Origin of the sequence: Qipengyuania sp., assembly GCF_048550555.1 — a bacterium.
GTDB lineage: Bacteria > Pseudomonadota > Alphaproteobacteria > Sphingomonadales > Sphingomonadaceae > Qipengyuania.
The window spans coordinates 19,399-40,144 of sequence record NZ_JBLYYF010000044.1; the positions used below are offsets into that span (position 1 = coordinate 19,399).

The window sequence follows — 20,746 nt, forward strand, 5'->3', positions numbered from 1 at the left end:
CAATACCCAAATTGATCCCAGCCATACATCTACTTAGCGACCCGAAGGTTGGATACGTCCAGACCTTGACTCAAGCCCCGCGTCTTTGCGGGGCTTTTTTCGTGCATCTTCCGCCGACTGCCTATTGCCCACCGGATTAGAGAATGCTCAATATTGCGTCCGTAGACGCGAACCCAGACTTGACCATTCGGGGATAACGAACTGGGTCAGGCCAAGAAAGATTTGGGCCTGGATATCAGGTAGAGTGGCAACGCTTTTTGAACCGCGAGTGGGAACGACCGGCGCTGCGCGGGTCGACTCTCATTTTCGGTCGGCGCAGCTCGCAAATACAATCTACCCTGTGGCCTCTCTCGCGGCGAAACCGGGCTGCTCGAAAAGCTCTTGTATGGCGTATGCGGGGAGAGGTTTGCTGAAGAGGTAACCCTGCACGAAACCACATCCCTCGTCGCGCAAGATCTGGCATTGCTCTTGGCTTTCCACTCCTTCGGCGAGCGTGTCCATACCGAGAGCCTCGGCCAAAGTGGTGATGGCGCGGATCACTGCGTTGGCGTTGGTTCCCTTTTCGGCAAGATCCCGCACGAAGCTCTGATCGATCTTGACCTTGTCGAACGGGAAGCTGCGCAAGTAGCTGAGCGATGAGTAGCCCGTTCCGAAGTCATCTAGGGCGATCCGCACGCCAAGCTCGCGAAGACTGTGAAGCATGCCGAGCGTCCGTTCCACATCTACGATGAACACGCTCTCCGTGATCTCGAGCTCGAGGCGATTGGGCTCTAGTCCTGAGCTTGTAAGGGCTTGGAGAATCGTGGACGCAAGCCCGGTAGCGGAGAACTGTTTCGGTGAAATATTGACAGCAACCGTCAAATGGTCAGGCCACTCGCATGCCGCGCGACAGGCTTCGCGCACAACCCAGTCACCTATCTGGAGGATCAAGCCGGTTTCCTCGGCGAGCGGGATAAATTCGGTTGGGCTGATCAGGCCTCGCTTCGGGTGGTTCCAGCGTATCAGTGCCTCGAAGCCTTCGAGCCGTTCCTTTTTCAGACAATACAGCGGCTGGTAATAGAGCTCGAATCCACCGTCCTTGATTGCCAAGCGAAGGTCGAGCTCCATCTCGCGCCGCCGACGCGCCTGTTCGTCGAGCGAGGGCTCGAAGAAATGAAAATCCGACTTTCCTTCCTTCTTCGCGCGATAGAGCGCGAGGTCGGCATGTTTCAGCAAATCGACGCCATTTTCGGCATCCATCGGGGCTACAGCGACGCCCACGCTGGCCGAACAGTCGGCCGTCTGCCCATCGATCTTTATCTGTCGCTCGAAGCATTGCTGCACACGCTGTGCGATTGGAAGCAGGCTCTCCTCCTCGTCCTCGACAACCATGAGGACTGCGAACTCGTCGCCACCCAGTCGGGCGACATGGGCCTCTGCGAGTTCATCGACGAGGCAATGCGCCACGAACCGCAGCAGCGCGTCGCCGGCAGGATGGCCGAGCGTGTCGTTCACGACCTTGAAGTCATCGAGGTCGCAATAGGCCACCAGCACTCGCTCTTTCCCCTTGCGGCGGATCAATGCCTGGTCGAGCTGTTCGACGAAGAGTTTGCGGTTGGGCAGGTTGGTCAACCCATCGTGCAGGCCGACATGAATGATCCGCCGCTCACGCTCCTCGATTGCTTCCACCATGGCATTGAAGCTCGACGCCAGTCGTCCGACTTCATCGTCGGTCTCGACCTGGACGATGATGTCTTCGCCCCGACCAAAGCGGCGGACCGCATCGTCGAGTGCTGACAAGGGACGGGTGATGCCTCGCGCAATACGCCAGCCCAATGCCACGACCAGTACCAATCCGGTCGTTCCGACCAGTGCCAGCAGGTATTTCAAGACTGCATATTCCGCGAGTGCCTTGGCGAGCGAGTGTTGCAAGACGAGGCGCGGTGCGAGCCCATCTTGCAGGCTAGGCAGGCTGCTCACCCGATAGAGATTGCGCGCGGCATCGTTCGCCTCGACTACAGTGCCCGGCGGTGCCGACGTCGCAATAGCGGGAAGTTTTTCCTCGAGTTCGACGCTGGCTTCGAAATCGACAGCGGCGAGTTCCGCCAACCGGGCCATGGCTGCCTTGTCCAGAGGTGAAGCAAGCACGAGCCAGCCAGCAAGATCGGGGACCTCGATCGGAGATGCAGTCGCCAGCGCCAATTCGCCGCCGAGTTCGATCACGCCCTTGCTCTTGCCGGAATCGAGTTCGCCCCAGATGTCCTCTACCGGGGGCAGGCGGCTAGACCCGTCGCTGATGATCGTTCCATCAAGGCCGACTACGAACGCGCTCGAGGCCTGCGACCGGTCCCGCAGGTTTCGCAGGGCGCTTGAAAGCGTTGGCTCGTCTCCGGTCGCGAGTGCCTCGCGGAAGCCGAAGTCGCGCGCCAACACGTCGGTTGCTGCGCGCATCTGCCTTGCCCGCAGATCGACAATCTCGTCGAAAACACGAGCGCTAGCAGCCATGTCGCGGCTGGCGGAACTCTCGCCGAATCGCTCTATGCTGGCGTTCACTACGACCATGACTACGGCGAGGACAGCAGCGAAGAGCCCCGCATAAAGCACGGCTATGCGCAGCTTGAGCGAAGAGAAACTCGGTAGGGCAAGGCGCGGAAAGACGGTTCTCACCGCAAGCGCACCGAGATCTTCTGGTCGGTTGCGCCATTCACCTGCTTTACGACCTCACCGGAAGGCGTACGGATACGGGGATGCCAGACGGTTAGCCTCGCGGTTCCCGCCGGCACTCCCGAAAGCGTGACATAGCCATTCGCGTCGGTCTTGCCGGCAAATGGGGTGTCGACGACGCGAATATAGCCACGCATCTTGTCGTGAATATTGCATCCCAGAGCCACGGATCCGCTGACGGGGAAAGTGTGCGTGCGCGACTGGTCACGACCATAGAGATCGATTTCGAACCGCGCAGGCTTTGAGAAACTGTAGATCGAGTGACGCACCCGATCGAGGTTCGGGAAGGCTACGGTACTGCCGCGAGCGACCACGAGCGTACCGGGTACGAAGGCTTCGTCCTTCTGGGCCATGGCCATCCGCCAGGGAAAAGTGATCCGCGTCTTCATAGCCGACGGACTGTCAAGTTCGATGACGGCGTCACGTACCGGAACGCCTCTTTCGTCGACCACCTGCACCTTGATGGACCCAGCAGAGGCTGCGCCTGCGATCGAGGCGGGCACGGCTAGCAAAACGGCGAGTAAGGCAAATGCGCGTAGGGACACGAGCTGCAGGTACACGGAAGCAGGTTAATAAAGCATCCAGGCAGGGTTAACGGCTTTTCCATCATATGTTGCAAGAAGCTACCACTATGAATCAGCTCCTGAGATATGCGACGTTACCGGTGGCGCTGGCTTTCTCGCATGCACCAGTGGCCGCGCAAGACGCTCTGCCCGAGAGGGAGGCGGTGCCTCAGCCTTCGACGATCGGATCCTTCACGGATTACAACGCCAAGCTGCTGCTCACCAACGGGGTCAGCGCGATCGACGGAGCCAGCGGCGGTGGAATCTCCGATTGGGCCACAATCGCCGGCCGGCAGGAAACCCAGGGTGTGGGCTTTCAAGCGCATGTCACGGCAGTTCTCTTGCCCGACTACCTTTACCAGTCGCACGGCCTCTCCGTGGGGATCGCCGACCGGCTCGAACTATCCTACGCGCGGCAGAATTTTGACACGCGTGAGGTCGGGGCGGCACTCGGGCTCGGCCGTGGTTACACGTTCAATCAGGATATCTTCGGAACCAAGGTCCGCCTCTTCGGCGATGTCGTCTACGGTGATGAACTGCTTCCCCAGGTATCCGCAGGCGTGCAATACAAGCGCAGCCTCGATGGCCCCGTCGTAAACGCCGTGGGCGCTGCGCATGACCAGGGCCTCGATTTCACCCTCAGTGCGACAAAGCTGTTCCTCAGTAGGAGCATATTGGTCAACACGACTGCGAGGCTGACAAAGTCGAATCAGAACGGGTTGCTCGGCTTCGGCAGTCGCGCGAACGATCGCTATGCGCTGCAATTTGAAGGTGCGGTTGCCTATCAGTTTTCGCGACGGTTCGTATTGGGGAGTGAATTCCGCACCAAGCCCGACAATCTCGGCCTTGGAGAGGATGACTGGTTGGACATCTTCGCCGCCTATGCACCAACCGACAATCTGACACTGACGGCTGCCTATGCCGATCTGGGATCGATCGCGACCTTCGGCGGTCAGCGCGGCGCTTTCCTGCAAGCGCAAATTGCCTTCTGACGGAGAGATCGATGTTGTGTAGCGCCATCCTTGCCCTGTTTTTCATGCAGCAGACCCCCGCGGACACTATCGACTGGGACGAGGAGTTCGGTGTCGAAACGGTGGAGCGCGATCCGTCCACTGGCGAGATGCCAGTCGATCCCTACGAGCAGAGTAACGAAAATGCCGGGGCTGTTCCCTTCGAGGGTGAGTCGATGGCTGCACGGTTTGGAGGTCAGGACGGCATCCGGCGTATCGTCGAGCGCTTCGTCGATTTGAACTTCGCCGACCCGCGGATCGCCGCGATCTTCGAGGGCCATGACGAAGTGCGATTGCGCCGCACGCTGTTCGAGCAATTCTGCTACATTCTCAATGCGGGTTGCGACTATACCGGCCGCGACATGCGCAGTTCGCACGAGGGTCTCGGCAGCCGCAAGGCGGAACTCAACGCCGTCGTCGAGAACCTCCAGAAGGCGATGCACGAAGAAGGCGTTCCATTTGCGGCGCAAAATCGCTTGCTCGCCAAGCTTGCGCCGATGAAGGGTGACGTCGTGGAGCGCTGAACTGCCGTGATTTCAATTCCGCAATGGCAAGATCGGCCCGACGAGCGGACTGTCTGCTTTCAGGCGCTTCTGATAAGATGACGAACGTCCTAAATGAGGGCGCAGAGCTGCCATCGAGTGATACTGTCTATCGTACGCGAAGCGCGTGCGCGGGAAATCGAGGTCAGTTTCCCCGGAATAGTGGGGTATTTCTGGGGGGTATTCGGCGCTGTCTGTGTCATATTAATGCATTATTGCCAAAAGCTTATTATGTAAAAGTGAATCCCTCCTGCTCCGCCACTAAGTCTCGTCCCGCGCTCACAGCGCAGACCGAACTCCTGCTCCGCTGCCCGCGAGACGTTTGATCCCTTCCGTCATTCGATCCGCCCACACTGTCGAGCCCTGCCACCGGGGGACCAAGACAATCGCGATGACCCATGCGCCGGCAATCAGGGCCGCCAGGGAAACCGGCTGGGAAGTGTTCAGCCCCCCATACCAATCGATCGACTTGATCAGGGCGACGATGATGCACAGTCCGAGGAAGACGCCAAGCGGGCTGCCCGAACGCATCGGCGGTCGTCCCGATGAGACGGCCAGAAAGGGGACGAGCAGCGTCAATCCCACCCACAGCAGCCGCACACAGGCGGCTTTCATCTGCGCGGGATCACCAGCACTCATCAGTGCCATGATCGTCTCGCCTTGCCAGCTCTTGTCCGCCCTGGGCGGTCCCAGCCTTGGCGGCGCGGCGCGTGGCAGACGCACGTCTATCGTCGAAAAGCTCATGACCCTTCCGGCTGGCTCGACGAGCTGGCCCTGCCTTAGCTGGAGGATCCCCTCCTTGTCGCTCGCCAACGCAAGGCGACCCGAGGCGGCCTGGAACGTCCCCGCCTTGGTTCGGACGAAGAGGCCGAGGAGGCGCCCATCGTCGGGGTCGATCCCATCGAAACTCAGCATGGTGTCTTCGTCGATCGCGTGGAATTCGTGGGCCGAGAGGTTGTAGCCGAAGTCGCCGGCCGCCATCCGGCGACCGATTTCGTCGATCTTCCGTTCGCCGGCGGGCATCAGCCAGCCTTGGTTGACCAACACGAATGCGGCAGTGGCGACCGTAAAGACTATTGGCATGCGCAGCCAGCGCAGCGGCGCGATGCCCATGGCCTCGATCGCGTCGAGTTCGCCGCGCAGGGCCAGCTTCCTGACGGTCAGCGCGATTGCCAGGAAGAGACCGAAGACCGCCCCGATTCCGGCGTATTCGGGCAGCAGCCCCAGGACGGTCTGACCGATGATATAGCCGCGATGGCCCGACAGGTTGGTGATGTCGATCAGCCGGGGCAAGTGCTCCAGCACCATGAGCGACATGACGATCGCGACGACCGAACCGAGCGTCCCGCACGAAAGCCGCAGGAGATAGATGTCGAGCGTACGCAGCAGCTTCATCGCGCAGGTCAGGCGGCGACGGCGAGTCGGCGGTCGGTCAGCAGCCGATAATGGGCGAAGAGATCTCCGAAGTGCTCCTCCATCCCCCTCGCAGCTTGGGTGCCGGGTCGCACAATCCGTGCGGAGGGTAGCGCGAGGATCGCCCGGGTCGCATCCGCGGCGTCCGCCGGTCGAAAGGAGAGGGAAGGATCGCGCAGCGCGAAGTCGGCCACACCCCCGGCCGCAGGAGCGACGATCGGTAGCCCGCTGGCGTGCGCCTCCGCCGCGATCATGCCGAAGGTCTCGGCCTCGCAGCCGTGCAGCAGAGCGTCCGCGCTGGCGAGTATCGTCGCGAACTGCGCACGGTCGCGGATCGGTTCGAACAGCCGGATATGGGGGTTTCCGGCGATCGTCCGGAGGACCTGGTCGCGGCACCGCCCTTCGCCGAAGATCGCCAGCCCGAGGGGGCGCGAGCGGCCGGCGCGCATCGCCGCTTCGACCAGCAGCGGCACCCGTTTCTCGGTGGCCAGCCGCCCGGCGGTGATCAGGAGGGTTGCCTCGGCCCCCATGCCGCAGGTCGCAAGCAGTCTTTCGCGCACCGCCTCGTCGCGGCGCGCGGGTGAAAACAGCCCCTTCTCGATCCCCATGGGCAGCGTCACCACATGGCCCACGCCGCCGACAACGAGCCGTGCGGCCAGATCGCTGTTCGCCGCCACGACGGCATCGAAGCGTGTCCCGAAGCCGCGCAGGCGCCGCCAGAACCATTCGAAGGCGCGGTCTACCGTCGGCGGCTCGACCACGCGCTCGAACCAGCGATAGACATGCGCCGAAAGCGGATCCGAATGCATGATCAGCGATCGCGGCACCGCGACCGGATAGCTCGCCACGTAGTCCGCGCTGCGCCACGGCGAGGATGCCTCAACGATATCGGGTTCGAGCCGGTCGAGCATGGCGTGAACCGCCGCCTCGTCGGCGAAGGCGAAATACTTGCGGTCCAGCGGGAAGCGGGGCGAGGCGATGTAGGCGATGCGCGCCGAGGGAGAGATGTCGACGGTCTCTTCGCGCGCTCCGGGGGCGAGAATCGTGATGTCGACACCCTGCTGCTCAGCGATCCGGAGTTTCTGATCGATGTAGGTGCGAATCCCGCCGCCGAACGGGGTGTAGAAGCCGCAGACATCGACGATCCTCATCCTCTCAGCTCCCCTTGGCCAACGGGCGCATGGAGAGGCCCCTGCGATAGTTCATGACGATGGTGATGCGGGTCGGCGCCGCCCCTGCGCGCGCGGAGGCATCAGCCGCCTTGGGTTTGCTCCAGCCGAGCCTGGGATTGCCGGCGAACCCGATCCCGTCGACCCGCCAGCCGAACTTGCGGTTGCCGTCGCGGTCGTGGAGCAGTGAGACGCCGTAGGTCCCCGGGCCCGGCAGGCGGACGCACAGCGTGGTGGGACCCGACTTGGGGACCGGCACCTCGACCCTGCGGAAGGTCTTGCCCGCCGCAATCAGGATATTGTCGTCGTCGAGGAAATCCTCGTCGGTGGCAGGATAGACTTCGAGCTTGAGATTGCCCGTGCGGTCCTTGAGGCCCTGCACGTCGACCAGGAAGGCAGGCCCGGTTTCCTGCGGTCGGCAGCGTCCCTCGGCCTTGCCGAGGTCGGGCGTCGAGGGAAGCGTTGCGCTCGCCAGCAGCGGGAGGGCGATAAGACTAGCGACGGCGCGCATCGTCGGCGTCTCCAAAGGCGAGGTCGCTTGCCGCAAAGCCGATACCGGCGACGATATGCGTGGCGAGGATCAACGTGGCCATCAGTGCCATCAGCGCCGCGATCTCGACTTGCTGTCCCAGCGCCAGGACCGCGACGCCGGCGAACACCACATCCTTGTTGGGCACGAAGGGTAGCCGCGAGATCAGCAACCGGAGCGTCGCCAGCAGGAGCCACCACATCAGCGGTGTGGACGGGAGGACCAGGTGCCACAGCGTGGCCGAGAGCGCGGTGGTGACGAGGATGCGGCCGGCATGGACGGCCGCCACGAAGGTCAGCTCGTGGCGGTCGAGCGAGAAGATCTGCTTGCGCCACAGCATCGCCGCGAGCGAGGTGCCGATGACGAAGGCGAGCGACCAGGCAATCGTCTGGCTGTGCTCGCCCAGCGGCAGCATCCGGAGCAGGGGGGCGGCCGCGGCGAGGAAGGCTAGTGTGGCGACATTCCCCACCACGGCCGAGAGCACCGCGACATCCTTGACCGCACCGAAAGGGGATGCGGTGAGGGACAGATGCCGGCGGGCCCAAGTGTAGAAATAGACCTCGCCGAGATAGCCGACGAGCAGCTCGTTGTAGATCAGCTTGCGGACCAGCGCGCCGATCGCGAGCGGTCCGACCTGCCACAGGCGCCGAAAGATGATCCACTCGCTCAGCGGCCCGGCGAGGTAGCTGAGTGCGAAGAGGCCCCAGAACAGCGGGGACGTGGGTACCAGCTCGACCACCGCGGCGAAGCTGAGCGTGCGGAGCTGGTAGAGCGAGGCACCCAGCACGCCGAGCGAGAGCGCCGCTCCGGCCACTCTAGCAGGAGAAAACCTCGGCTTGCGGTCCTGCGGTTCGAGGACGATGTCGTCGGTCGGGTGCAACGCGACTGCGGGCTCGGTCATGGTCAACCTTGTCTTGCCTGTACCGGGTTAGACGCCGCGCTCGCGCCATTCCCGCACCCGCCAGCGCAGGGTGGAGATCCGCTGTCGGCGCGATCGGCAAGCCAGTCTGGCAAGGGTGTCGAGATAGGTTCGGCTCGAGCGCTCGAGAGTGAATTGTTCGGCAAATCGCTTCATCGCCGCCCGGTCCGGCACAATCCCGCGCGCCTTGCCGATGGCAGCGCCCAGCGCTCGCGCGTCACGCTGTGCCACGACGACACCGAATTCGCCTCTGCCGGTGAGCCAGTCCATGCTGGTGCAGCAGTCGGTCGAGATGATCGGCAGTCCGGCAGCGATCGCTTCGATCACCACTGCGGGGACGCCCTCGTAGTCGGACGAGATGACGAGGACATCGGCCTGTGACAGTACAGCGCCCGGGTCGTCGAGATGCCCCGGGAGCTGGACCCGGTGGGAGAGATCGAGGTCGCCGACGAGGCGCGACAGCCGACCGTGTTCGGGGCCGTCGCCGGCAATCACGAGGCTGTCTTCCGGCTGGCACCCTGCGGCGAAGGCGCGCAGCAGCAGCGCCTGGTTCTTCTGCGTGACCAGCCGTCCCATGTTGAGAAAGCGACAGCCTTGGCGCCGCTCGTCGATGCGCTCGCGCGGACGCGAGAAGCGTTCCAGTTCGGCGCGCGTGATGGCCGGGTCGGGGATGATCTCGACCCGTCCGGGATCGACCGCGAGGCGCTGCTCGATTTCGGCCCGCATCGGATCGGCGAGGCCGACGAAGTGATCTAGATAGCGGCCCTGGATAATCAGCCACAAATGATATCCCGCGCGATAGGGGAAGGGCATGTCGCTCCGCTCGAGGTCGTTGCTGATCTTCACCAGAACGGGCGGGCACCGCTTGCCGAGCAGCAGCTTCATGGCGACGCAGACGATGGTGTAGGTGTTGCCCGGGCAGAACAGCACGTCGACCCGTTCGCGCAGCAGGAAGCGCAGCATCGACCAGATCATCCACAGCGTTTCCCAATGATCGGTGGGAAAGGGTTCGCGCCGCGTTCGATAGGCGAGCGGCGGTGCCGATGGGCTGCCCTGGCCGCGAGCGCGACCGAGCACGATCAGGACATCATGCCCGGCAGCCTGCCATTGCTCGGCCAGCCGCAGGCCGACGCGTTCGACCCCGCCCGGCGAGAAGCTGTGAATGGGTATGGCGATCCGCATACCCCTTTGACGCCACGCAGTTGCCAATCCCGCACATGCTCATGCCGATCCCAGCAGGTCGCGATAGCGACCTGCTGTCCGGCGCGCCGCGAAGGTCCCGAGCGTGGCCTCGATACTGGCGATGAGGGACGGTTTGGAGACGTCGCCCGGGTGAACTGCAACGCGCATGTCACGCAGCGGATGGAATGCGGTTCGGGCGAGCCGTGCGACCGCGAGCGAGGAAGCGGTGCGCGCGGGCGACCGGCTCGCCCAGGTAATCACCGGCCCGCGCGAAACGGTCCTGCCGGTGGCGGGCACCCACACGCGCAGGTGATTCTCGGCCAGCGCAAAGCCGCTGTCGCGCAGCGCCGCCATCGCGCCCTCGCCATAGAGCCAGGCGGGTGCGATGAAGCCGGTCGCCTCGCGCCCGATGATGTCCTCGACCAGAGCTTTCCCGTCGCGCATCCGGCTCGCCGCCTCTGCCCTAGAGAGCCCGAGGAATTCGCCTTCCGAGGCGGTCAGGTGTCGCGCCTTGAAGGCCGCCATGCCGGCATGCTCGGCGTAGTCCTTGTGGAACCAGCCATGGACGAACATTTCGACCCCCGCATCCGCCCAGCCGCGCAGCTTGCGCCCGAAGGCAGCATTGCCCGCCAGCGGATGCTCACCCCAATGGTCGGGGACCACCAACATGGCGAAGTTCGGGCCTCCGAGGTGGCGATCGAAAATCGCGACCAGCCGGTCGACGGCCGCTTCCGATCCGGGGCCGACGTCGTGGATCGAGGCGAGCAGGCGCTTGCGGTCAGAAGGCCGCATCGATGCCGATCCTTATGGTTCGCGGGCGCAGCGGCGTTCGCTGGTCTTCATTGAACAGGGTGAAGGGATTTCCGAACGAGAAACGGTTGGCGCGGCTGTCGAGCACGTTGTCGATGTCGAGCGAGACCCCCCAATTGCCGAACTCGATCCGTCCGCCCAATGTTGTATCGAAATATTTGCCCTGTTCGCGTTCGAACGGCAGGCCGATCCCGAGGTAGGACTTGCCGACATAGCCGATGCCCCCATCAAGCCTGAGGTTCGCATCGCCAAGGCTGGTGCTGTAACTCACCGCAACCCGACCGCCGCTTTCGGCGATGTTGGGAAGATCCCCCTCGTCCAGTTCCATGAAATCAGGGGCAGGCTGGTTGATCTTGTTGGATGTGGCGAAGCCGGTCAGTTCCAGGGTCAGTCCGGAAGACGGACGCCAGCCGATGCGGGCGGAGACATAGTTCACGAAGCCCGAGCCGATGTTCGCCAGATAGGGGAAGCCCTCCTCCGTGATCAGGTCGGCCTGTACGTCCTCCCAGCGCGAATGGGCGAATGCCACTCCGCCGTAGAATTGCGAGTTCACTAAGGTGCCGAAACGGATCCCGGCCTCCAGGGTGCGCAGTTCATCGGGGGCGAATTGCACGGCCTCGACGCTGTCCGCCTGCGATACGATGCGCTGCGACCCGGGGCGGTACCCCTGATGGTGGCGGACATAGACAAGCCATCCTTCGGACGGTCGCCAGGAAATCGCCGCGGTAGGCAGCAGCCGCCAGCCCGATCGCTTCGGCTCGAGGTCGATTGCGGTTCCGAAGCTCTCGGCCTCCTCGACCTGCCGGTTGTAGGAAACCCGCGCCCCGCCAGTCAGCGAGAGGCGCTCGGTTACGTCGATGCTGGCTTCCCCGAAGAGCGCGGCATCGAAGGTCTCGGACCGTGATTCGGCGAATATCGTCGGGGAAGCCGGGTCGCCCAGCGCGCGCGATACGTGGTTCACATTATCCACCAGGCTCACGCCGACCACCCAGCTCGACAGGGGCGGCCCCGAACCGGAGAGGCGGCTCTCGTGCGTGATCAGCGAGACCTTGGTGTCGTCCTGGAAGAGTTGTGGGGTCGCATCGTCGGGCTGCGTCGCATCGAAACTCGTGCCGATCGCATGGTCGACATAGGAGGTGTTGGTCACGAGATCGGCCGCGCCGAGTTCGGCCCGCGCGGTCATAAAGAACAGCCGATAATCATTGTCGAAGGGTTGGGCGATCGTGGTGCGGCGAACGAGGTCGTCGGTTCCCGAATTGGTGTATTGCCCGTCGCGGCTGCCGATATTCTGCATCACCAGCCCGGTTTCGACGTCCAGCCCCTCGATAGGCGTGGTCGAAACCGACGCCCTGAGGCCCGAGATCGCGGTCCGGTTCGTGTCCGCAACACCGCGTCCCGGATCGTCGATGTAGCCGGGATGCACGACGCGATAGGCCACCGCGCGCAGGGCAGAAGTTTCGCCAAGCGGAAGGTTGCCGACCATGGCTGCATCATAGCCGAGTTCGTTCCGGGTAAGGGCGAGACCAACGGTTCCGGCGATTTCGGTCACCGCAGGATCGGGCCTATTTGGCAGAAGGCGGATGACGCCGCCGAGCGACCCTGCCCCATAGAGCGTGCCCTGCGGTCCCTCGATCACCTCGACCCGCTCGATGTCGTAGAGCGCAAGGTCCGGATCGGGTGCGCTGTAGATCAGCCGACTCTCGCCGAAATACTGGCTGATCGTCGCCTGGTTCTGCCCGTTGAAGCTGCTGTCGGCGATCCCGCGAATGAAGATCTTGTTGCGCCCCGAGCCGAGGTCGGTCGAGGTCAGGTCGGGCAATTCGCGCAGCAGCGTCTCGCTGCCGCGCGCGCCGACTCTCAGGCTTTCGGCGAAATCGAGCGTCGCGACATGCGCGGACCCGGGATAGTCCGCCAGCAGCGAATCGCGCTTGCTCGCGGTGACGATGATCGGCTGGGGCGGGGGTACAGGGGCCGGCACTGAAGACGCGGTGGGGCGCGGGCCGCTGGGTCGCGGTCGCGCCGTTGCGGGTGCGCGGAGGATCGTCACCGTCTCCCCGGACACGCGGAAGGTGAAGCCAGTGCCCCGCAAGAGAATGGCGAGGCCGGCCGCGACCGAATGCCGTCCCTGCAGCCCACGCGTGCGCGCTGCCGCGATGCCCGGGACGCCGGTGTTGACCGAGACCCGGGCCTGCTGCGCGAATGTGACGAGCGCCCGGTCGAGCCGGCCCGGAGCGATATCGAACTCGGCTTCCTCGGCGCCCAGCGCAGGCGCGCTCGCGGCCACCAGGGGCAGCGCCAGAAGGGTCGGGCCAAGCAGTCGCATCGTCAGCGTTCGAGCGTCCAGCCTTCCTGCGTCTTGTCTATCGAAACTCCCAATATGTCGGCGGCTCGCGTCGCGATAGCATTTGCGTCGCCGGTCGTCTGGATGACGCCGCTGAACCGTCGGTCCTGCAAATCGGCCGACAGGGCGATGGGGACTCCGGTAGCCCGGGACAGGTCGGCTGCCACCTCGGTCAGCGGCGTCCCGTCGTAGACCAGCGCGCCGTCCGCCCAGCTGCCGATGCTCGCCATCGAACGGTCGCTCACACGCGCTCCGCTGCCATCGGCAATGAGTACATCGCCCGGCTTCAGGACGATCCCATTGCTCCCCGCTTCGTAGCGGACGGCCCCTTCGCTCACGCCAACCCGCAACCATTCCTTGTCGCGAGTCACGTTGAAGACCGTTCCGACATCGACCAGCCGGTCTTCGCCCACGGTCACGACGAAAGGATCGGATGCGTCGTGGACAATTGCGAAACGCGCTTCGCCCGATACCAGCTCGGCCGATCGCGGATCGTTGCGGTCGAGCAGCAGCCGGGTCGAACCGTTGAGCGCGATCTGTCCGCCGTCCTCGAGCGCGACGGTGCGCGTTTCACCCGCAGCGGTTTCGATCGCATAGCTCGCCTCGCGCGGTACCAATTGAAAGGTCAGTGCCGCCGCTGCGACCACGCTGGCCGCCAGCGCGCCCCATTTCCAGCGACCCGGGCGCACCTCCCCGGTCGCAGGCTCTTCGCGCGGCTCTTCCGCCCGGGGCTCGGGGAAGTCCGCAGCGCCCAGAACCACGTCCATCTCGTCTTCCTGGGCGAGGACCTCTTCATAGGCGAGGTTGTGCGCCGGATCGGCCTCCAGCCAGTCGGTGAAGGCAATCCAGTCTTCCTCGGCGGCGGTCTCCAGGCGCAGGTGCCAGGCGGTTGCCGTTTCGCGCAGCTTTTCGGAAATGCGGTCAGGCATGGCTGTCCTCCCACGTCGGAGCGACGTCCACCAGCGTGGCGCGCACCGTGCGGAGTTCGCGATAGGCGCGCTGCAGGTGCTTTTCGACCGCGCTGAGGCTCAGGCCGAGGCGCGTGGCAATCACTTTCTGTCCGATTCCTTCCACCCGATAGAGATGCAAGATCTCCGCCGTACGCGGCGGCATCTGTGCCAAGGCCTGCTCGACCTTCGCCAGCAGGTCGCGGTCGAGCGCGGTCCTCTCGGGTGTCGGCTGCGGATCGCTCGTCAAATCCTGCCCGTAGTGGTTGCGCGCCCAGCCATCGTCGCGCCCCTGCCGGCGCCGACTTCCGCGCTTAAGGTCGCGAACCAGGTTGTTGGTCATCTGAAAGAGATAGGGCCCTGCATTGGCCACCGGGCCTCCGCGCCAGTCGATCAGCTTGAGATAGAGCTCCTGATAGACGTCGTCCGCCTCGTCCCGAGTGCAGCCGCGCGACGTGATGAAGCGTATCAGCTGGGGGCGCATCTCGGCGGCGAGCTGCCGCAGCCCGCTGTTTTCAACCTTGGTTCGCGCACCCTCCATCGGGCAAGCATAGAAAGGCTGGGGGCTTCCTGACAATGGATTTGGCGGGTGCGCCCGCATTGCAGTCGCCAGCATGTCAGTAGCTCGTCGACCAGGAGATCAGGGCGCGGCTGTCGCTCGCCCTGACGCCCGAGGTGCCGTTTTCGAAACGTAGGTGAAAGCCGTCCCGTTCGTCCGCTCCGACCAACTGCGCCTTGATCGCCATGCCGTATCGCGAGAGACCTTCTCCGTTGGCCATGCGATTGGCCAGCTCCCCGGCCGGTGCCTGGTCCCAGCCACCGAGGCGGAAGTGCGAAAGCGATAGCTGCACGCCCGGCGCCGCGAGCGCAAGGCCGAGCTCGTGCGAAAATGAAGCGGTCCGCCGCGTCAGCAAGGGCCCTGCGGCAGATCCCGATTTCGCGTAGCCAAGCTCCCCCCCGAGCGACACGAAAAGGTGCGGTGAAATCTCGTGTTCGTATCGCCCTCTGAGAGCATAGCGTCGCATCCAAGGCCATGTCGTGACAAGGCGCAGGTCATCTTCCTTGCTCCCGACGCGGCGATGATCGAGCGACAGGTATAGCGCGCTGTCATCCCACTGGGCAGCGAGTCCGTGCTGTCGCGCCGAGTCGATGGGGAGCGGTACTCGATAATCGACCTCGGACCTCACGCCGGGTCCAGATATACCGGCGGCACCCTCCCGAGCAGCAGCGGGTGCTGCGAGACAGGCCGCCGCACCGACGATTGGGCCTGCAAGGCGTATCACTGTGAGCCGCATGGACCATGACTCCCCGGTTTCGGTCGTTTCCAAGGCAAGACGGTCTCGCCGGGCCAATCCCGCATGGGGGCGCTGCCCATGCGGGAATAGCCGGGCGGCAGCGTCTCACTCGTGCAAGCAGCTGCAGGAGTGGGAATGTCGGTTTGGCGCGCGATCGGATGGATGCTGCTGGCTCTGGTCACCATGGCCCCGCAGTTCCCCCAAGCCACGGGGACGACTGCTCCGACCCTTTTCCCTCCGGTTGGAGAAGCCGGGGATTTCTCCGTCATGACCTACAACATCAAGGCGCAGCCCTGGCCGCTCGTGTCGGGCCGGGCGGGCGCCGTCGCCGCCATCGCCGACCGGCTGGCGGACATGCGGGCGACCGGACGCCAGCCCCGTATCGTGCTGCTGCAGGAAGCATTTACCCAACAGGCGCGCGAGATCGCGCATCAGGCCGGATATCGCTACCTGACGCGCGGGCCCGTGCGGGTGTCGCCCGGACCTGCAGCCCCGCTGGGCGAGGCCTACGCCGGCGCCCAGCGCTGGGACCGCGGCGAGAGCAGTGCGGCGGTGTTCGACAGCGGTCTGCTGATCCTCTCCGACTATCCGATCCTGCGGGTCGCGCAGGTCGGTTTCCCCTCCGGCGCCTGTGCCGGCTTCGACTGCCTGGCCTCGAAAGGCGTGTTGATCGCCTGGGTGTCCGTCCCGGGGCAGGATCAACCGATTGCTGTCGTCAATACGCACCTCAATTCGCGTAAGTCGACTCACGTTGCGCCCGACAGGGCCGACCAGGCCCAAGCCTTTCAGGTCCTGAGCTTGAGGAAGATAATCGATCGCGCCATCGGCGAGGGCACGCCGACAATCTTCGGGGGCGATACCAATGTCGGGACCGTCCCGGCGAGGATCGCGGCATTCAGAGCCCATCCGCCATTGGGCGACAGGTCGCACGAGACGCTGAAGGACATGCTCGCCTCGCTGATGATCGACGATACCTCGCTGGAAGAGGTCGATGCCATTGTCGCGCGCAACAAGGACATGATCCTGACGCGCGATGGCGACCGGACGTATTTCGAGGCGATGGGCGCAGCGGTACCATTTCCCGTGAATGGGAAGGAATCTCTTTCCGATCACGCCGGATTCATGGTGAGCTTTCGCCTTTCTGCCTCTTGATGACCAAAAGCGGACCGTCGACTTGCGGCCCCTTTGCAGACGCTGAGACTTCTGACCTACAGTCCATAGCGGTCTGTAGCGGACCAAAACGCAAAGTTGGCGCGGAGTATGGCAGCGGCTTCATCTGTGCAAATTTACTCGATATTACAAACTATTGTGCATCCCTCCTGCTCCGCCACCTCCCTCTACTATCCTCGTAATGCGTGCTTGGCCTCGCCTCGCATGCCTCGAACTCGTGCGCGTTGGGTCCTCCCGACAATCATGTAACCGGTTGCATGAAGATCGACGATACCTCATGCCTGCCACGCAATATCCCCAAGGAGAGAACGGTGAGGGCAAGACAGTCAGGTGTAGCAGGTCGCACCGTGCTGCGCGCAGTCGTGGCACTCTTTGCCTTTCTCGGCCCCTCCGCCCTCGCAGCGCAGGCTAGCGACGTGGAGCGCCAGTGTTCGCCCGACGGGCGGCTCTGCTTCGCGCTCGAGACGGTCGAGAGGGACGCCACCTATAGCATCCAGCGCGACGATGGGGACGTGATCGCGCCTTCACGCCTCGGCTTCATGCTGCGGGGTGCGGGCAAGTGGCAGCATGGGATGCAGCTCGGTGAAGCGGTCGCGCGCAGCCATGACGAAACCTGGCAACAGCCCTGGGGCGAACGCCGCCTCGTCCAAGATCGCTACAATGAAATTCGTGTCCCGATCATCGAAACGCGCAAGAGCAAGCGCCGCATCGATCTCGTCGCCCGTGTGTTCGATGGCGGCGTGGGCTTCCGGTTCGAATTTCCCGAGCAGCTCCAGCTCGGCGACGTGATGGTCGACGAAGAGCTCACCGAATTCGCCATCGCCGGGCAGGCGGAGGCCTGGTGGATCCCGGGCGGCGAGTGGAACCGCTACGAATATCTCTATCGCCATACCCCCGCGAGCGAAGTCGGGACCGCGCATACCCCGATCACCTTCCGCCGCGCCGACGGGCTGCACATCGCCATCCACGAAGCGGCGCTGGAGGACTATTCGGGCTATTGGCTCGAACGGGTCGAAGGGCAGCGCTTCCGCACCCGGCTGGCACCGTCTTCGCAGCCGTGGAAGGTGCGCCGGACCGCCCCATTCAACACGCCGTGGCGGACTGTCCTGATCGCCGAGGACGCGCCCCGCCTCTATGCCGCTGCCGACATCATCCTCGATCTCAACGACCCCAATCGCCTCGGCGACGTGAGCTGGGTCAAGCCGCACAAATATGTCGGCATCTGGTGGGCGATGCATCTCGACAAATGGAGCTGGAATGCAGGGCCGCGGCACGGCGCGACGACGCAACACACGCTCGACTACATCGATTTTGCCGCCCAGCACGGTTTCAGTTCGGTCCTGGTCGAGGGCTGGAACGAGGGGTGGTGGAGCGAGAGCGGGCGCAATTTCAAATTCGCCACCCCTTATCCCGACTTCGATATCGACCGCGTGACAGCCTATGCGCGAAAGAAGGGCGTCGAGATTATCGGCCATCATGAAACCGCGGGCAATGCGGGGCTATACGAGCGTAATCTCGAGGCGGCGCTGGCCTATTACGAGAAGCACGGCATCCATTCGGTCAAGACGGGTTACGTCGCCGATGCCGGCGGTGTGCTCCGCGAGGACCCCGACGGAACGGAGCAATGGGAATGGCATGACGGCCAGTACATGGCGCGCCACCACGTTCTCGTCGCGCAGCGTGCGGCCGAGCACCGCATCGCGGTCAACGCGCACGAGCCGATCAAGGACACGGGCCTGCGGCGCACCTATCCCAACATGATGACGCGCGAGGGCGCGCGGGGTACCGAATACATGGCCTGGGGCGCTCCGCCGAACCCGCCGAGCCACGAGCCCACGCTGGTGTTCACGCGGATGCTCTCGGGACCGCTCGATTACACGCCGGGTATCGTTAGTCTTGCCGGTCGTGACGGGCGGCTGCTTCCCAACACGCTCGCACGCCAGCTGGCGCTCTATGTGGTGCTCTATTCGCCGCTCCAGATGGTGGCCGACCTGCCCGAGAACTATCGCCAGGCGCCCGAGGCGCTCGCCTTTATCGAACAGGTCCCTGTCGATTGGGAGCAGACGCGGGTACTTGCCGGCGAGATCGGCGAATACGCGGTGGTGGCTCGCCAGCGCCGCGGAGGCAGCGACTGGTGGCTCGGCGGCGTCACCGACGGCGACCGGCGCGAGGTGACGCTCGACCTGTCCTTCCTGCCCGCCGGCAAGCGATACACTGCCGAAATCTGGCGCGACGGGCCCGGGGGCGGCATCGATGGCGACCGTTTCGCCATGGTGCGGGAGAAGCGCGCGGTCCGTGGGGGCGATGCGCTGATGCTCGCGATGGAGGCGGGCGGCGGCTTCGCGGTCTCCCTCCGCCCGGCGCGCTAAGAGGGCGACAGCCGTGGCCGAACGCAGCAATTAGGCGGTACTCTGGGAGTCGGGAATCCGCCACCTAAAGCGGTCTAGCCCTGGGACTCGTCGTTCAGGAAGGCCCGCATCTCTGCCGCCAGCTTTAGCCAGGCCGGCTCCCTTGCGAGCAGCAAGTGATTTCTGCTGTCGAGCGGCACGAAGCGCGCGTTGGGTATCTCGCACGCGAGAAGGCGACCGGCGGCGAACGGGACCATGGCGTCCTCGCGGCAATGCGCGACGAGAGTGGGCACGCCGAGCCGCGGCAAGAGCGGGCGGACGTCGATACGCGCATTCTCGCGCTGGATGGCCACGGCATTGACCGGCGAGGTGGCATGGCGCTGCATGTCGTTGAACGCATCCTGCTCTGTCGGGGTTGCGTCGGGCAGCAACAGCGAGGTGAACAGTTGGCGATAGGCGGCATTGTCCAGGCCCCACCCCTGCAGCGTCAGCGTCATCATCGCCTCGTGTCGCGCGCGGTCTTCCGGAGAGCCGCGACTGTCCCAACCCTGCGCGAAGCCTCCGAACAGGATCATGCGGCGCACGCGCTCCGGATGGGCGGCAGCATAGGCAACGGCGACGGCCGCGCCCTGCGATACGCCGAACAGGTCGAAGCGCTCGACGCCCGCCACGTCGACCACGGCTTCGAGGTCCGCCACATAGGCGGCGAAGCTGAAGGTCGTGTTCCAGTCCGAAAGGCCGTTGCCCCGCTGGTCGTAACGCACCAGCGTCCGCCCTTCGGACAGCGTGTCGAACCAATGCGGCCATATGGGAATCTGCCAGTCGAGCTCGAGATGTCCCATCCAGTTGGCGGTCTTGACGATCGGCGGCCCGCTGCCGCTGATGGCATAGGCCAGCCCGGTCCCATCGGCCGAGCGGCAGAACCGGATGCGCTGGCGGGCCGCGCCGGTGCCCGGCGTCGTTTCCTCTCTCCCCCTGTGGCCGGGATAGCGCAACACGAGCGGGACCGGCTCATGGGCTTCCTCGAGCAGGCGGATCGCGATCGCACGCTGCTGCGCGGCTTCGTCCACGCGGCCTGCCTCGTCGAGAAGGCCGACCAGCGCCTGCCATGCGGCCGGAGAGAACCGGTCGATCGTCGTCCAGCCGCGCGCCTGTTCGATCCGGACCTCGATGTCCTCGGCATTGGCCGCACACCGGGCCAACAAGGATATTCTCCAGCGCCGCAATTCCTCCCGGCGGGCAACCAGCCATGACTGGAATATGTCGCAGGAAGGCAGGTCCAGTCCTTCCAGCAAGTCTCCGTCGATCGGAACTGCCGTGCCGATGTCTCCGTTCGCGTCTGCTGCGGCGTCGCGCAGGCGATGCCAATCGCAAGCCCCGCTCGGCGGACGGAATGCGACCCGCTCGCGTCCGGCATCGAGCAGGCCGGCATCCTCCTCGAGCACCTTGCGCAGCTGGCTGAGGCTCCAGCGAAGGCTTCCGCGGGGATCGTCGGGTACTTCCCAGAACAATTCGCAAAGCCGTTCGCGGCTCTCGGCCTGACCGGTGATGGCGAGATAGGCGAGCAGGGCCCGGGTCTTGCGTGAGGCGGGCAGCGGCAGCTCGCTCCCCTGGCGCAGGAGCGCCATCGGACCGATCAGTCGGAGCTCGAGCCCGGTGCCCTGCGGCGTCTTCATCGCCGGATAATACGATGTTTCCGCACGCGACTCAATTTTCACGTTGCTTCTCACGCTGCTTCACACGCTCACAGCTCAATACCCCTGCACGGCAATCTCGCCGTATGACAGGAGTTGACCGATGACCCC

General features: G+C 64.4%; 17 protein-coding genes. 4 read left to right on the forward strand and 13 right to left on the reverse strand.

From position 1 onward, the window contains the following. Nucleotides 1-333: 333 nt before the first annotated feature. Together ACN4E0_RS11810 and ACN4E0_RS11815 are read right to left on the reverse strand one after the other, a co-directional pair. Complete coding sequence (locus tag ACN4E0_RS11810) at nt 334-2,646, reverse strand: putative bifunctional diguanylate cyclase/phosphodiesterase (protein WP_419568075.1); 2,313 nt, start codon at nt 2,644-2,646, stop codon at nt 334-336. Next, nucleotides 2,643-3,263, reverse strand: coding sequence for a methylamine utilization protein (locus ACN4E0_RS11815; RefSeq protein ID WP_419568077.1), 621 nt, complete (start codon nt 3,261-3,263; stop codon nt 2,643-2,645). Before ACN4E0_RS11815 ends, ACN4E0_RS11810 begins: the two co-directional genes overlap by 4 nt. Before the next feature lie 71 nt (nt 3,264-3,334). Here ACN4E0_RS11815 and ACN4E0_RS11820 point away from each other — a divergent pair, with 71 nt between their 5' ends. Together ACN4E0_RS11820 and ACN4E0_RS11825 are read left to right on the forward strand one after the other, a co-directional pair. Further along, on the forward strand, nt 3,335-4,258 hold the full coding sequence (locus ACN4E0_RS11820) for a DUF3034 family protein (RefSeq protein ID WP_419568079.1): 924 nt from the start codon (nt 3,335-3,337) through the stop codon (nt 4,256-4,258). A gap of 44 nt (nt 4,259-4,302) precedes the next feature. Then, nucleotides 4,303-4,800: a group I truncated hemoglobin gene (locus ACN4E0_RS11825; RefSeq protein ID WP_419568081.1), complete on the forward strand. Its 498-nt coding sequence runs from the start codon at nt 4,303-4,305 to the stop codon at nt 4,798-4,800. A gap of 297 nt (nt 4,801-5,097) precedes the next feature. On the opposite strand, the gene ACN4E0_RS11830 is transcribed toward ACN4E0_RS11825, so the two are convergent. The 10 genes from ACN4E0_RS11830 to ACN4E0_RS11875 all read right to left on the reverse strand — a co-directional run bounded on the left by ACN4E0_RS11830 (nt 5,098) and on the right by ACN4E0_RS11875 (nt 15,042). Further along, complete coding sequence (locus tag ACN4E0_RS11830; RefSeq protein WP_419568083.1) at nt 5,098-6,213, reverse strand: LptF/LptG family permease; 1,116 nt, start codon at nt 6,211-6,213, stop codon at nt 5,098-5,100. Between the two features lie 8 nt (nt 6,214-6,221). After that, nucleotides 6,222-7,382 carry a glycosyltransferase gene (locus ACN4E0_RS11835; RefSeq protein ID WP_419568084.1) on the reverse strand — a complete coding sequence of 387 codons (1,161 nt, stop codon included), beginning with the start codon at nt 7,380-7,382 and terminating at the stop codon, nt 6,222-6,224. Nucleotides 7,383-7,386: 4 nt separating this feature from the next. Next, nucleotides 7,387-7,911, reverse strand: a complete 525-nt coding sequence (locus ACN4E0_RS11840; protein ID WP_419568086.1) for a DUF2141 domain-containing protein — start codon at nt 7,909-7,911, stop codon at nt 7,387-7,389. Next, on the reverse strand, nt 7,895-8,830 hold the full coding sequence (locus ACN4E0_RS11845; RefSeq protein WP_419568087.1) for a hypothetical protein: 936 nt from the start codon (nt 8,828-8,830) through the stop codon (nt 7,895-7,897). The genes ACN4E0_RS11840 and ACN4E0_RS11845 overlap by 17 nt, the downstream gene beginning before the upstream one ends. 27 nt (nt 8,831-8,857) lie before the next feature. After that, nucleotides 8,858-10,030, reverse strand: coding sequence for a glycosyltransferase (locus tag ACN4E0_RS11850; protein WP_419568088.1), 1,173 nt, complete (start codon nt 10,028-10,030; stop codon nt 8,858-8,860). Nucleotides 10,031-10,069: 39 nt separating this feature from the next. Next, nucleotides 10,070-10,822, reverse strand: a complete 753-nt coding sequence (locus tag ACN4E0_RS11855; protein WP_419568090.1) for a DUF2334 domain-containing protein — start codon at nt 10,820-10,822, stop codon at nt 10,070-10,072. Then, complete coding sequence (locus ACN4E0_RS11860) at nt 10,809-13,163, reverse strand: TonB-dependent receptor domain-containing protein (protein WP_419568092.1); 2,355 nt, start codon at nt 13,161-13,163, stop codon at nt 10,809-10,811. The genes ACN4E0_RS11855 and ACN4E0_RS11860 overlap by 14 nt, the downstream gene beginning before the upstream one ends. Nucleotides 13,164-13,165: 2 nt before the next feature. Then, nucleotides 13,166-14,110: a FecR family protein gene (locus ACN4E0_RS11865; protein WP_419568093.1), complete on the reverse strand. Its 945-nt coding sequence runs from the start codon at nt 14,108-14,110 to the stop codon at nt 13,166-13,168. Then, on the reverse strand, nt 14,103-14,669 hold the full coding sequence (locus ACN4E0_RS11870; protein ID WP_419568095.1) for an RNA polymerase sigma factor: 567 nt from the start codon (nt 14,667-14,669) through the stop codon (nt 14,103-14,105). Before ACN4E0_RS11870 ends, ACN4E0_RS11865 begins: the two co-directional genes overlap by 8 nt. Before the next feature lie 76 nt (nt 14,670-14,745). Further along, complete coding sequence (locus ACN4E0_RS11875; protein WP_419568097.1) at nt 14,746-15,042, reverse strand: hypothetical protein; 297 nt, start codon at nt 15,040-15,042, stop codon at nt 14,746-14,748. A 516-nt stretch (nt 15,043-15,558) separates the two neighbouring features. On the opposite strand from ACN4E0_RS11875, the gene ACN4E0_RS11880 reads away from it, so the two are divergent. Both ACN4E0_RS11880 and ACN4E0_RS11885 read left to right on the forward strand, forming a co-directional pair. Continuing rightward, on the forward strand, nt 15,559-16,575 hold the full coding sequence (locus ACN4E0_RS11880; protein WP_419568099.1) for an endonuclease/exonuclease/phosphatase family protein: 1,017 nt from the start codon (nt 15,559-15,561) through the stop codon (nt 16,573-16,575). Nucleotides 16,576-16,940: 365 nt separating this feature from the next. Beyond that, nucleotides 16,941-18,962: a glycoside hydrolase family 97 protein gene (locus tag ACN4E0_RS11885; RefSeq protein ID WP_419568100.1), complete on the forward strand. Its 2,022-nt coding sequence runs from the start codon at nt 16,941-16,943 to the stop codon at nt 18,960-18,962. A gap of 74 nt (nt 18,963-19,036) precedes the next feature. Here the strand turns inward: ACN4E0_RS11885 and ACN4E0_RS11890 are convergent, their stop codons facing one another. After that, nucleotides 19,037-20,617 (reverse strand): alpha/beta fold hydrolase, encoded by a 1,581-nt coding sequence (locus ACN4E0_RS11890; RefSeq protein ID WP_419568102.1) that lies wholly within the window; start codon nt 20,615-20,617, stop codon nt 19,037-19,039. Nucleotides 20,618-20,746 lie beyond the last annotated feature (129 nt).